This is a genomic window from Pseudarthrobacter arbutini (assembly GCF_054510915.1).
Map to the genome: position 1 here is coordinate 39818 of NZ_JBTNDQ010000008.1, position 13160 is coordinate 52977.

The window sequence follows — 13160 nt, forward strand, 5'->3', positions numbered from 1 at the left end:
GGCGGCATGCTGGTTGCGTACTGCAGGAGGATAACCTCCCGCAGTTTTGAACTAGGTAGTCTTCTTGCCAGCCGGCTTCGGAGCTGCCTTGGGGGCAGGCCTTGCAGCAGGCTTCGGCGCTGCCGGCCGGGCGATCGGCCTAGGCATCGGCACCGGAGGCCTCGGAGCTGCCGGAGCCGCAGCTTCGGCGGGCTTGGCAGCGACAGGAGCCTTGACGGGTGCCGGGGCTGCCTTGGGAGCCTCACGCTTGGGAGCGGCGGCCCTCGGGGCAGCCTGCTTGGGCGCCTCCTGGACGGCGGCTTCCTTCACGGGTGCTGCCTTGGCGGCGGCTTCCTTGACGGGAGCTTCCTTCGCCGGCGCTTCCTCGACAGGGGCTTCGGCTTCCGGAGCGGCTTCAGCAGGCGCCTCAGGTGCTTCAAGCTGTGCCGGAGCTTCGGTTTCCGGCTCCGTGGTGATGGCGAAACCTTCCGGAAGAAGGTCAGCCAGCGACTGCGTGAGCGGTGCCTGGTCGTCGCCGGAGACGTCGATGCGGCCGCCACCCGTAGCTTTCGCTTCGTTCTGCGCCTTGGCCTCTGCACGCTGCGATGCGCGGCGTGCCTCAGCCTTGGCTTCGGCCTTGTTCTTCAGCGGGCCCACAACCATGACCATGTTGCGGCCATCGATACGGGGGCTGGACTCCACAACACCCACTTCGGCGACATCGTCAGCGAAGCGCTGGAGCAGGCGGATGCCCATTTCCGGACGCTGCTGCTCACGGCCGCGGAACTGGATCATGGCCTTGACCTTGTCACCGGCACCGAGGAAGCGCAGTGCATGGCCGCGCTTGGTCTCGTAGTCGTGGGTGTCAATCTTGAGGCGGAAGCGGATTTCCTTCAGAACAGTGTTGGTCTGGTTCTTCCGTGCTTCACGTGCCTTGACGGCGGCCTCGTACTTGTACTTGCCGAAGTCCATCAGCTTGCACACCGGAGGCTTGGCCTGAGGTGCAACTTCAACGAGATCAAGATCAGACTCGGCAGCCAAACGCAGGGCATCGTCAATACGGACGATTCCTACCTGTTCACCTGCAGGACCGACCAACCGCACCTCGGGGACGCGGATACGCTCATTGATTCTTGGCTCGCTAATGTTAAAGCTCCTGTGATTGATGTGGTATTCCACCGGCAAATAGAGAAGGCCCCCAATTGCCGGAGCAATCGAAGGCCTCGATGATCGGATGCACTGGCCTCAGCAGAGGCAGTGCGCACTTCCCCTAGGCTCAATGCCTGAAGGAACTGTCCGACCGGTACCCGGCAACCTTGCTTCCTCAGGAATTGCTTCCGGCGGGAAAACGGCTGACGCGGGTGGGAGAGAACTCCGCTTGCAAACTGCATGTCATTCTACAGAAAAAATCCCTCCTCACGCAGCAAAGCGTCGGTGGGACCTTCCACAGCGAAATAACGACATCCAGTCGGTCTGTGACAAGCTTACCAGTATGAGCACCCCAGACAGTAATTCACACGTTTTCGAGGCCCCGGCCGCCAAGGCTGACGTGACCCAGCAAATCCGCGATATCTCGGAGGTGCCGGCCATCGAGGTCATCACCACGGCCGCAGTGCACCTGATGAGCGCAGCCGCGGTCAAGCTGGGCCTCGCCGCCGAGGACAATGCGGAGGAACTCAAGGACCTGGACGAGGCCCGCAAGCTCATCACCGCCCTTGCCGGACTGGTGACCTCAGCGGCCCCCGAAATCGGATCCCAGCACGCCGGCCCGTTGCGCGATGGCCTGCGTTCCCTGCAGCTCGCGTTCCGCGAGGAGTCCATCATCCCGGATGCCCCGGGCAAGGGCCCGGGCGAGAAGTACACCGGCGCCGTCAACTAGACCCAAACAGCAAACTTCACAAAGTACGACGACGGCGGCGGACGGTCCACACGGACCCTCCGCCGCCGTCGTGTTTCACTTAGTTTTTGTCCAGATAACGGGACTTCCGCACCTGAAAAGGCGGAATATCTGGACAAAAACTCTGGAGGCCGGGTTCAGACGGCGGCGCGCCGGCGTCGGTGGGCCTGGAGCAGCAGTCCCACCAGGCAGAACAGAACGCCGGCCACGCCCACGGAGACAAATCCGCCGGATGGTCCCATCCCGTCGATGAAAATCCCGGCAAGGGGCGCCCCGAGCGCCACCCCGGCAGTAAGTGCAGAGCCGTACCAGCCCATCGCCTCGCCGCGGCGGTCCTCCGCCACCAGGTCTGCCACGTGTTCGGAGGCGGCCGACAGTACGGGGGCGCACAACAGTCCCGGAAGGATCGAGACGAAGGCCAGCGTCCAGGTGTCCTGGGCGAAGCCCATCGGGATAGTCAGGGCCGCCATCCCCAGCAGCAGCAGGATCGGCGAAACTGGACGGTGCATGGCCCCGTAGACCAGTCCACCGACCACCGATGCGGCGCACCAAAAGAGGAACACAATGCCGATTTCGCCCTGGTGCCCGCCTGTTTCCAGGGCAGCAACAATGCCAACGTCCGTGCCGCTGAGCACCATGCCGGTTCCAGCTGCCACTGCGAATACGGCCGCTACAGTGGCCGTGAGCCAGGCGAAGTTGTGGGCCACCTTGCCGCGCAGCCCCGCCGGCCCGCTGCGGGTGCGTTCTGCCCCTGCCGGGACGAGGTCTGCCGCTGCTTCCTGGAGGTGTGCCGGTGCGGCGGAAACCACAGCCACTTCCGCGGCGTGGCGCTGGTCTGCCTGGCACTCCTCAGTCTGCGTGGCACTTCGAGTAGGCGGGTTAAACCACATGAGGAACAATCCGGCCAGTGACGTGGAAACGCCCACCACGGTGAGTCCCAGAACGGTGAAGCCGCTGGTGGCCACAACGGCTCCGGCGGCAGGCCCGATCATAAACACCATCTCCGTGGCGATCGAGTCCAGCGCAAAAGCGGTCCGCCGCTGGTCGCCGTCCGCGAGGACGCCCAGAGACTGGCGGATCACACTAAAGATCGGCAACGTCAGCAGGCCGCCGACGAACACCAGCGGAAGCAGCCACTGGTAGGACACGTGCGGCACCACGGACCAGATGAGGGCCTCTGACACCACTGAGGGAATCAGCGCCCGGCGCAGGCCAACTGTGTCCACGCGCCGGCCGCGCCATGGTGCGCCAACGGCAATGCCAATGGTCATAACAGCCGCTGCGGCACCGGCCGCTGCGTAGCCCTGGTCCAGGGTCAGCACGATGTGCAGGGTCAGCAGCATGCCTGCCGCCGAGTGGGGGATGCGGGCGATCATGCCGACCAGCAGCAGCCGCCGGATGGGCCGGTGGGCCAGCAGCTCCCGGTAAAGAGCGAAGTTCACGGAAAATCCTTTGGGTCTGCCCGCGGCAGCCCGGGATCTCCGCGCCAACCGTCAGCTATTGTGCTGCGCGCCGCAACTTGATTTCGATCGAGTCAACACGCTCTCCAAACAATACATTCCGGGACCATGCCTGCTGGAGCGCGGACACCAGGTCCTGGACTGCCGGAGCGTCCAACCCATCCTCAAGGTGGAGCAGCACCTGAAGTTCCGGCCCGGCACCGCCCCCGGAGAGCCTGGCACCCGTACCGGAGAGGACGGCGACGCCGGAACCCGGGAGGAGGGCAAGCTTGCGCACCGCAGGGAAGGCAGCCGTTGCCTCAGCCATCTCGGCTGCCAACGCCGCATCTGTGTAGGAAGGGATCCACTCCCGTTGTTGGGCCAGCGCCCAGACGGCGGGCCGCCGGACCACGAACGTGACCTCCGAGCCCGGATCGAGCACCAGTAGCTCGGCCCCCTCGGCCACGGCTGAGAGGGCAGCCCTGGCGGCGTATACCGCCACCGGCCGGGCTTCGGGGTGCCAGGCAGCCAAGGCATTCGCCGAGCTGAAGGCCGGCATGGCCGTCCGGCCGTCGGCGGCCTTCAGGGTGACCAGCGCCATGTCCGCCTGCTTGTCCGACGTCAGGCCGTCGACGCCGGCCGCTTCCTCGCCGAGCTGGGCGATGATCGGGATAAAGACTCGGGCGGTGGCCAGCGAGGCCACCACAGCCGCTTCGTCGCCGTTGCCGTCAACCAGGGCCGCGACGGCGGCGAGGTAGCCGGCGTCGGCCGTTCCGTCGTCGTCCTCGAAGTTGTGGATCCTGCCGTCGTCCCCGGCGAGGCTCCGGCCTTCCCACGGCTGGCCGGCCGAGTCAGTCCGCCCGCCCGCGCCCGCCAAAGCCGCCGCAATGTGTCCGGGCAGATGGCGCGGCGGCGGCGATTCCGCTGCCGGATCGGCGTTGTGCGTGCTGTCCACGGAAACTGCCTAGCGGCGTCCGGCGACGTCGAGGGCTTCGGGGAGTGTGAAGGCACCGGCGTACAGCGCCTTGCCCACAATCGCGCCTTCCACGCCCAGCGGCACCAGGGAGCGCAGCACTTTCAAGTCGTCAAGGCTGGAGATGCCGCCGGAGGCGACCACCGGTTTGCCGGTCTTCTCCACCATCTGGCGCAGGAGTTCAACGTTGGGACCCTGCAGTGTGCCGTCTTTCGTAACGTCAGTGACAACGTACCGGGAGCACCCGGCTTCTTCGAGCCGACCCAGGACCTCCCAGAGGTCGCCGCCTTCTTTGGTCCAGCCGCGGCCTGCCAGCGTGGTTCCGCGGACATCGAGGCCGACGGCGATCCTGTCGCCAAAGCGGTCGATGGCACTGCGGGTCCACTCGGGGTTTTCCAGCGCCGCTGTGCCGAGGTTGACGCGGGCAACGCCGAGGGCCAGCGCCGCCTCGAGGGATTCGTCGTCCCTGAGTCCACCGGAAAGCTCCACCTTGATGTCAAGCCGGCCCACCACTTCACGGAGCAGCTCGGCGTTCGAGCCACGGCCGAACGCGGCGTCAAGGTCCACGAGATGCACCCATTCGGCACCCTGCTCCTGCCAGTTGAGGGCTGCCTCCAAGGGCGTGCCGTAGCTCGTCTCGCTGCCGGCCTCCCCCTGGACCAGCCGCACGGCCTGTCCGTTTACGACGTCAACGGCGGGCAGCAGTTCAAGAACCGGCAGATCGGTTGCGGTGGTCATCTCAAATCCTCTTGGGTGTTGGGTTGCTCGTGGAAGCGGAACTGGGGGTTGCGTGGGCTAGGTTCCAGGAAGCGTCAGCAGGTACGCGGCCAGCAGCGCCATGCCGGCCAGGACGTAGAAGCCCACCTGGGTCCAGAGCGGTTTGTGCTGCTGCCTGAAGGACAGTGCGCCGCCCACCAGAAGGCCGGCCAGGCCCATCAGGACAATCGACCACATCTAGGCGGCGTCCGTGGCAGCTGGTTTGCGAAGGCCGTCCACCCAGTTGCGCAGTAGCCGTGCACCGGCGTCGCCGGATTTTTCCGGGTGGAACTGGGTAGCGCAGAGCGGTCCGTTCTCCACTGCGGCAATAAAGCGCGCGCCATGCTCTGACCAGGTCACCAGCGGCGCAGTCATCCGCGGCTGGATCACGTCGAAGTTCCAGTCCTGGACACCATAGGAGTGGACGAAGTAGAAGCGCTGGTCCGCGACGCCGGCGAAGAGTTTGGATCCTTCCGGAACGTCAACCGTGTTCCAGCCCATGTGTGGCACTACGTCGGCGGGAAGGAGTTCCACCTTGCCCGGCCACTCCCCCATGCCTTCAGCTTCTGTCCCGTGCTCCACTCCGGCCTCGAACAGGACCTGCAGGCCCACGCAGATTGCCAGGACCGGCCTGCCCCCGGCCACGCGCCGGCCGATCAGCCGGATACCGTCCACGGCCTTGAGCTCGCGCATGACAGTCTCGAACGCGCCGACGCCGGGTACTACCAAGCCGTCGGCATTAAGCACGTCCTCCGGCTTGGAGCTGAGGATGACCTCGGCTCCTGCCCGCTCCAGGGCGCGCACGGCGGACCGGACGTTTCCCGAACCGTAATCCAGGACAGTGACCGTGGGCTTGCCTTCGGGCGAGACGGGCCTTTTACCGGCGGCCGGATCGATGACGGCGCCGTCCCGGAGAATTTGGCCGCTCACAGGGCACCCTTGGTGGAGGGGATTCCCTCCACGCGGGGATCGGGTTCGACCGCAGCACGCAGGGCGCGGGCGAAGGCCTTGAACTGCGCTTCCACAATGTGGTGCGGGTCGCGGCCCGCGATGACATTCATGTGGAGGCAGATGCCGGCATGAAGCGTGATGGCCTCAAAGACGTGGCGGGTCAATGACCCCGTGAAGTGGCCGCCGATCAAGTGGTACTCCTGCCCGGCAGGCTCGCCGCCGTGCACCAGGTAGGGGCGGCCGGAGACGTCGACGACGGCGTGCGCCAGGGCTTCGTCGAGGGGCACGGTGGCCTCGCCGAACCTGCGGATCCCGGCCTTGTTTCCCAAGGCAGTGCGCAGAACTTCACCGAACGTGATGGCGACGTCCTCCACCGTGTGGTGGACGTCAATGTGGGTGTCACCGGTGGCTTTGACCGTCATGTCAATGAGCGAGTGCTTGCAGAGCGCCGTCAGCATGTGGTCGTAGAACGGGACAGACGTGTCGATGTCGGATACGCCCGTGCCGTCGAGGTTAATCTCCACGAGCACTGACGATTCACTGGTGGCACGCTCCATGCGTGCGGTCCGGGGCGCGGCAGCGTTCGATCCGGTGAAGCTCATGGTCATATGTCCTTTAGGCGAAGTCAGTGGTGCGAAAGCGAAGGAGATGTGCCGGCGCGGCGGCGCCGATACTTCAAGTTTAGGCGGGCAGCCTGGCCTGGCTGGCCAGGATGCGTTCCAGCGACGTCAGGAAGGCTGTGGTCTCCGTCTCAGTTCCCGCCGTGACACGCAGGTGGCCGGGGATGCCGACGTCGCGGATGAGCACGCCGTCGTCCAGCAGCCGCTGCCAGACGTCGTGGGGGCTGTCGAGGCCGCCGAAGAAGACATAGTTCGAATCGGAGGCGGCAGGTTTGAGGCCCATCCGGGTGAGCTCCGAGACGATGCGGTCGCGCTGCTCCTTGATGTCCTCGACGTCGGCCATCAGCGCAGTGCGGTGCTTCAGGGCGGCGAGGGCCGTTGCCTGGGTGATGGCCGAAAGGTGGTACGGCAGCCGGACCAGGCGCAGTGCGTCCGTGACTTCACTAGCGGCGGCCATGTAGCCCAGGCGGGCGCCCGCGAGGGCGAACGCCTTGCTCATGGTGCGGGACACAATGAGGCGCTCCCGGCCGGGCAGCAACGTAAGAGCGCTGGGCGTTCCGTCGTGGGCGAACTCGTGGTAGGCCTCGTCAACGATGACGATGGTCTGGCTGGCCTCGCCGGCCTCGTACACGGCCTCCACAACGTCCAGGCCCAGCCCCGTGCCGGTGGGATTGTTCGGCGAGCAGAGGAAAACGATGTTGGGCTGAAGCTCTTTGACCTGCAACGCGGCCGATTCGGCGCTGAGCCCGTAATCGTCGGCCCGCTGCCCGACGATGTACCCGGTGTCCGTGCCGCTGGCCAGGAGCGGATACATGGAGTACGTGGGCGGGAATCCCAGGGCCGTGCGCCCGGGCCCGCCGAAAGCCTGGAGAATCTGCTGGAGGACCTCGTTGGACCCGTTGGCCGCCCAGATGTTGGTGGCATCCAGACTGTGGCCGAGATACTCGGCCAGCGCTTCCCGGAGTTCGGTGAACTCACGGTCCGGGTAGCGGTTGAGGCCCGCCGCGGCTTCCGTCACGGCCACGCTGATCGCGGCTCGTACGTCCGCCGGGACGCCATGGGTGTTTTCGTTGACGTTCAGCAGGATAGGGACATCCAGCTGCGGGGCACCGTACGGGGTCAGCCCGCGGAGGTTGGTCCGGAGGGGAAGTCTGTTCAGACGCTCTAGCTGGTCATTCACCTGAACAGTTTAGGTCCGAAGCGGACGGCCGGAAAATGTGACGGCCTGCGGCGGCACACGCCCGAGCCTGCAGGCTCTTTACCTCGTGGGGACGAAGAGTTGCTGTCCGGGGACAACGCCCCCGGCGGAAAGGTTGTTCAACTGGGCAATATCCGCGATGACATCACGGGGATCACGCTCGGGTGCCACCGCACTGGCAATCGCCCAGAGTGACTGGCCGGCCTGCACCGTGACCGAGACTGTTGGCGTTAGTGACAGGTCGGCGGCAGAATCGGCGGCCTTTGCCGGGGCGTTGAGGAAACCTGCCAGGGAAAGCAGGATTGCGGCAAGAATCACCAACGGGATGCCGATGAGGACAATCCGGCCCCTGCTGGTCAGGCGCAGCGGCGGCAACGGTTCCCTGCGCTGCCTTGGCGCCGAACCCGACGTCGAAACGGGTGCGGACCACTGCCGCGAGGTGAGGTCCTGCACGGAAATGAGCTGTGGACGCGAGTCCTGCGAAGCAGATATAGCTGACATGAAATGAGCCCTCCTGGACCATACTGTGCTGCCCGGCGCGCCCTCCGCGTCCACTTGCCGGTACCGGCCTGAGCCGTCCATAAATTCGAGTATTCGAATCCGCAAGCAACGAGTAGAACACATGTTCGAACTTTGCTTCTTCATTTTTAGCACTTATCAACGAATATTGTCGAGACTCGCTAGAACAAATGTTTGAAAAAGCCCTGTGGCTGGCCTACGTTTGGATCAAAGAACAACCACCTCTGTAGTTGATCAGCAGGGTCTGACAATCAACTCCGACACCAGCCCCGGGGCGTTCCAGGCACCAGCGGCCGGAGCGGAGCCGGGCAACCGAAAGGCATTGGCGAACATGGCAGCACCAGCCGCCGAGGGCAAGGCGACACCGCAGCGCCGCCAGCCCCCACGGACCCCCAAGGGGCTCACCGCCCGCCAAAAGAAGATCCTTGAAACCATCCAGCGCTCGGTGAATGACAACGGCTATCCGCCGTCGATGCGTGAAATCGGTGACACCGTGGGCCTGGCGAGTTTGTCGAGCGTGACCCACCAGCTCTCACAGCTGGAGAAGCTGGGATACTTGCGCCGGGACCCCAAACGTCCGCGCGCCATGGAAGTCCTGATGCCGTTGACGCTGGACGGCGGGTCCACTAAGTCGAACGGGACAACCAAGCCCTCAGTCCTGCACGGCATCGGCGGGACGGTCACCGAACTTCCCTCTGCCATGGACACCGCGATGGTGCCGTTGGTGGGCCGGATCGCGGCCGGCGGGCCCATCCTTGCTGACCAGGTGGTGGAAGATGTGATGCCCCTGCCCCGGCAGCTCGTGGGCCAGGGTGAGCTGTTTATGCTGCGCGTTGCCGGCGACTCCATGGTGGACGCTGCCATCTGCGACGGCGACTGGGTAGTGGTCCGCCGGCAGGCAGACGCCTCCAATGGCGATATTGTCGCGGCCCTGCTGGACGACGAAGCCACCGTCAAGACCTTCCGCCAGCGCGATGGCCACACGTGGCTGTTGCCGCAGAACACCCAGTACGAGCCCATCCTGGGCGATCACGCCACAATCATGGGCAAGGTCGTCTCGGTCCTGCGGTCGCTATAGGACCTGCCGCGCAGTCAGGCGCCCTTCCCGGCCAGCCTTTCCAGGGCTGCGAACGCCGTTTTGCGGTCCGTGGTGGGCCAGAACGGCGGCAGCGCGGCGCGGAGGAATCCGGCGTAGCGCTCGGTGGCAAGGCGGGAATCAAGCACGGCCACCACGCCTTTGTCTCCGGTGGAACGGATCAGCCTGCCAGCGCCCTGGGCCAGGCGGATGGCCGCGTGGGTCGCCGATACCGCCATAAAGCCGTTTCCGCCGGCCTGCGCAACGGCGCGGGACCGTGCGGTCATCAGGGGATCGTCCGGCCGCGGGAACGGGATGCGGTCGATCACCACCAGCCGGCATGATCCGCCCGGAACATCTACGCCCTGCCACAGGGACATGGTGCCGAACAGACAGGTATCGGGCTCGTCGGCGAACTGCTTCACGAGGGCCGTCATGGTGGAGTCGCCCTGGCAGAGAATGCTGAGGCCAAGCCGGGGACGCATCGCCTCAGCGGCCTCCTCGGCTGCACGCCGGGACGAAAACAGGCACAGGGCACCGCCGCCGGACGCGCGGATCAGCGCCTCAAGTTCATCGAGGGCCTCCGGCGACGCCCCGCGGCCTGGCTTGGGGAGGTGCCCCGCGACGTAGAGGATCCCCTGTTTCGGATAGTCAAAGGGCGATCCGACGTCGATCCCGCTCCAGCTGGGCGCGCCCTCCCCCACCAGTCCCAAGCCGCCGGCAGCCGGTTCAAACGCTGAGCCGATGGCAAGCGTTGCAGAGGTCAGCACCACCGTGTGGCCGGCGAACAGCCCCTCGCGGAGCTTGCCGGCAACGCTGAGCGGCGCGATGTTGACCAGGGCCGGCGCGGACTCGTCTGGCTGCGCATAGCCCTGCTGCGGATCGAAGGAACTTGCGCGGGAAAACCACACCACTTCCCGGTTCTCCCGGGCAACAATCAGCCGTTCGCAAAGTTCGAGGATCAGCATCAGGCGTGACCGCGCGAGCTGCCGCCCGCCGTCGGCCGTTTGGCTGCCGTCACCCTTGGAATCGGACAGGGCAGCGCGGCAGGCCTCACGCAACTGGTCCACGCAGTCCAGCTGTTCGTCGTTGAGGCCGTTGGGGAGCAGCCCGTTGGGCACTCCGGCAAGGGCGAGTTCCAGGTTGGCGGCAGCGGCGTTGAGCGCATCCACCGTGATGGCCGTGTGCTTCCGCGCGCCCGACGCCGCAGCGTGGACCATTGCCACGGAGAGTTGCCCCGACACCGCCCCGGTGACCCGGTCCTGCAGTTCGTGCGCCTCGTCCACCACCACAACGTCGTATTCGGGCAACACTGCGAGGCCTTCAAAGGCGCTGACGGCGAGCATGGCATGGTTGGTGACCACAACGTCGGCCTCGGCGGCGTCGTGGCGCGCCAGTTCACTGAAGCATTCGGCCGCCATGGGGCATTTTTGGGCCCCCAGGCATTCCATGGATGTCACCGAAACCTGCCGCCAGGCCCGGTCAGTAACGCCGGGCAGGAGTTCGTCACGGTCGCCCGTGGTGGTCTTCTCCGCCCACTCGCGCAGGCGCACCACTTCCTTGCCCAGCTGGGACGACGGCCCGCCCAATGCGGCGGCGAAATGCGGGACGCTGGTGTCTTCGCCGAGGGAGAACAGCTGGCCCTCGGCGGGTTCCTCGGAGGGGAACCCGCCTTCGAGCTTGTGCTGGCAGACATAGTTGGAGCGGCCCTTGACCAGGGCCACCTTGACAGGGCGGTCCAGGGCAGGGGTGATGGTCTTCAGCAGCCGGGGAAGGTCGCGGCCCACAATCTGGGTCTGCAGCGCAAGCGTGGCCGTTGACACCAAGGTGGGCTTGTTGCTCACGAGCGAGTGCGCAATGAGCGGAATGAGGTAGGCCAGGGACTTTCCGGTCCCCGTTCCGGCCTGAACCAGGAGGTGGTCGCCGGTTTCGATGGCCTTGGCCACCTGCCTGGCCATCTCGTGCTGCCCGCTGCGGCTTTGACCGCCCATCCCGGCCACGGCGCGGTCGAGCAGTTCGATCACGAACTGCTCGCCGGCCGTACCTTTGACTTCCCCCGCCGCAACCTCAGTCATGGTTGATGAAGGATTCCAGTTCAGCCGCAAGGCCCTCACGCACCATCACCAAAGCGCGGGTACCGTGCTCGCCATGATCCAGGCTCAGGATCTCGGCATCGGTCTCGTGCAGTTTGCTGATCAGGTCACCGCGGTCGTAGGGAATAAGGAGCTCCAGCTTCACGCCGGGCCGCGGAATCCCGTCACTGATGGCCCGCAGCAGTTCGGCGATCCCCTGGCCGGTGCGGGCCGAGACCACTACGTGGCGCGGTTCGCGCTGCTTGAGGCGCTCCACCACGAACGGATCTGCGGCATCGGCCTTGTTCAGGACAATGATCTCGGGCACCTTGCGGGCATCCACTTCGCTGAAGACCTTGCGGACTGCAGCAATCTGGCCCTCGGGGTCCGGGTGGGACACGTCCACCACATGCAGGATCAGATCCGCGTCAGCCACTTCCTCCAACGTGGAGCGGAAAGCCTCCACCAACTGCGTGGGCAGCGACCGGACAAATCCCACGGTGTCCGCCAGGGTGTATCCAAGGCCGTCGGAGGTCTCGGCCTTTCGCACAGTGGGATCCAGGGTGGCGAACAGTGCGTTCTCCACCAGCACGCCGGCGTCGGTCAGCCTGTTCAGCAGCGATGATTTCCCGGCGTTGGTGTACCCGGCAATCGCAACGGAAGGCACTGAATTACGACGGCGGTTGGCCCGCTTGGTTTCCCGTGCCGGCTTCATTGCCGCGATCTCGCGCCGTAGCTTGGCCATGCGTGTGCGGATCCGGCGGCGGTCCAGTTCGATTTTTGTTTCACCGGGTCCGCGCGAACCCATGCCGGCGCCGGCGCCGCCCACCTGGCCACCGGCCTGGCGGGACATCGATTCACCCCAGCCACGGAGGCGTGGCAGGAGGTATTCGAGCTGCGCCAGCTCCACCTGGGCCTTGCCTTCACGGCTCTTGGCGTGCTGGGCAAAGATGTCCAGGATCAGGGCCGTGCGGTCAATGACTTTGACCTTGACGATGTCCTCGAGGCTACGCCTCTGGGACGGTGCCAGTTCGGCATCCACCACAACGGTGTCAGCCCCGGTGGCCATCACGATTTCCTTGAGCTCGAGGGCCTTTCCGGAACCCAGGAACGTGCCCGGGTCCGGTTTGGCACGGCGCTGCACCATCCCGTCCAGGACTTCCGAGCCTGCTGTTTCGGCGAGGGCGGCGAGCTCACGCAGGGAATTCTCCGCGTCCGCCAAGGTGCCTTCGGACCATAGCCCGGCCAGCACCACACGTTCGAGCCGCAGTTGCCGGTATTCGACCTCGGTGACATCTTCGAGTTCGGTGGACAGCCCGGCCACACGCTTCAGTGCCCGGCGTTCCTCCCGGTCCTGCTGGTCGCCGTCGTAGCTGGTGTGTTCGTCGTCCAAGCGGGAGATCGCCTGGGCCCTGCCGAACACGCCCTTGTCACCGTCTGCGGCGGTGACGTTCCTGGCCGGTACGTCCTTGGCGAGAATCCGGTCGATGACAGCTTGGATCTCCTCGGGACTCATGTCCTGGGCTGCTGGATCTGAACCGGTGTTGGGCTGGCTGGTCATGGTCTCCTTTGAAGTTTCGACATTTTCAGAATAGTGCCGATCGTTGTTCAGTGGTGAAGTATTCGCGCTGGGCTGACGGCTTGCAGTCATCCGGGCCTCCTGGTCTGCTGCGCGCCGGTC

General features: G+C 65.6%; 13 protein-coding genes. 2 read left to right on the plus strand and 11 right to left on the minus strand.

Annotated elements, in window-relative coordinates; translation table 11 throughout:
* Positions 1-51 precede the first annotated feature (51 nt).
* A complete protein-coding gene (infC, locus tag ACX80V_RS10610; protein ID WP_485843099.1) occupies positions 52-1083 on the minus strand; it encodes a translation initiation factor IF-3 in 1032 nt (343 codons plus the stop codon).
* Positions 1084-1471: 388 nt separating this feature from the next.
* On the opposite strand from infC, the gene ACX80V_RS10615 reads away from it, so the two are divergent.
* Positions 1472-1858 (plus strand): DUF1844 domain-containing protein, encoded by a 387-nt coding sequence (locus ACX80V_RS10615; RefSeq protein ID WP_056342948.1) that lies wholly within the window; start codon positions 1472-1474, stop codon positions 1856-1858.
* 155 nt (positions 1859-2013) lie between these two features.
* Here the strand turns inward: ACX80V_RS10615 and ACX80V_RS10620 are convergent, their stop codons facing one another.
* From ACX80V_RS10620 to ACX80V_RS10655, 8 genes are all read right to left on the minus strand, one after another.
* A complete protein-coding gene (locus tag ACX80V_RS10620) occupies positions 2014-3318 on the minus strand; it encodes an MFS transporter (RefSeq protein ID WP_485843100.1) in 1305 nt (434 codons plus the stop codon).
* 55 nt (positions 3319-3373) lie between these two features.
* Positions 3374-4270: an SseB family protein gene (locus ACX80V_RS10625; RefSeq protein ID WP_485843101.1), complete on the minus strand. Its 897-nt coding sequence runs from the start codon at positions 4268-4270 to the stop codon at positions 3374-3376.
* A 9-nt stretch (positions 4271-4279) separates the two neighbouring features.
* On the minus strand, positions 4280-5026 hold the full coding sequence (gene priA / locus ACX80V_RS10630) for a bifunctional 1-(5-phosphoribosyl)-5-((5-phosphoribosylamino)methylideneamino)imidazole-4-carboxamide isomerase/phosphoribosylanthranilate isomerase PriA (protein WP_058929461.1): 747 nt from the start codon (positions 5024-5026) through the stop codon (positions 4280-4282).
* Positions 5027-5083: 57 nt separating this feature from the next.
* Entirely contained in the window at positions 5084-5242 is a 159-nt protein-coding gene (locus ACX80V_RS10635) for a CG2302 family histidine operon protein (protein WP_167349814.1), read from the minus strand.
* A complete protein-coding gene (hisH, locus tag ACX80V_RS10640) occupies positions 5243-5974 on the minus strand; it encodes an imidazole glycerol phosphate synthase subunit HisH (protein WP_485843102.1) in 732 nt (243 codons plus the stop codon).
* Positions 5971-6597 carry an imidazoleglycerol-phosphate dehydratase HisB gene (gene hisB, locus ACX80V_RS10645; protein ID WP_058932709.1) on the minus strand — a complete coding sequence of 209 codons (627 nt, stop codon included), beginning with the start codon at positions 6595-6597 and terminating at the stop codon, positions 5971-5973. The genes hisH and hisB overlap by 4 nt, the downstream gene beginning before the upstream one ends.
* Before the next feature lie 79 nt (positions 6598-6676).
* Positions 6677-7795: a histidinol-phosphate transaminase gene (locus tag ACX80V_RS10650; RefSeq protein WP_485843103.1), complete on the minus strand. Its 1119-nt coding sequence runs from the start codon at positions 7793-7795 to the stop codon at positions 6677-6679.
* A 78-nt stretch (positions 7796-7873) separates the two neighbouring features.
* The gene (locus tag ACX80V_RS10655) at positions 7874-8314 is read right to left on the minus strand and encodes a LysM peptidoglycan-binding domain-containing protein (RefSeq protein ID WP_485843104.1); all 441 of its coding nucleotides are present in this window, start codon (positions 8312-8314) and stop codon (positions 7874-7876) included.
* Between the two features lie 349 nt (positions 8315-8663).
* Between ACX80V_RS10655 and lexA the strand changes: the two genes are divergently transcribed.
* Entirely contained in the window at positions 8664-9410 is a 747-nt protein-coding gene (lexA, locus tag ACX80V_RS10660) for a transcriptional repressor LexA (RefSeq protein ID WP_058929464.1), read from the plus strand.
* 14 nt (positions 9411-9424) lie between these two features.
* Here lexA and ACX80V_RS10665 read toward each other — a convergent pair whose 3' ends face one another.
* Complete coding sequence (locus ACX80V_RS10665; protein ID WP_485843105.1) at positions 9425-11482, minus strand: ATP-dependent DNA helicase; 2058 nt, start codon at positions 11480-11482, stop codon at positions 9425-9427.
* Entirely contained in the window at positions 11475-13040 is a 1566-nt protein-coding gene (gene hflX, locus ACX80V_RS10670) for a GTPase HflX (RefSeq protein ID WP_141140032.1), read from the minus strand. The genes ACX80V_RS10665 and hflX overlap by 8 nt, the downstream gene beginning before the upstream one ends.
* Between the last annotated feature and the right edge of the window lie 120 nt (positions 13041-13160).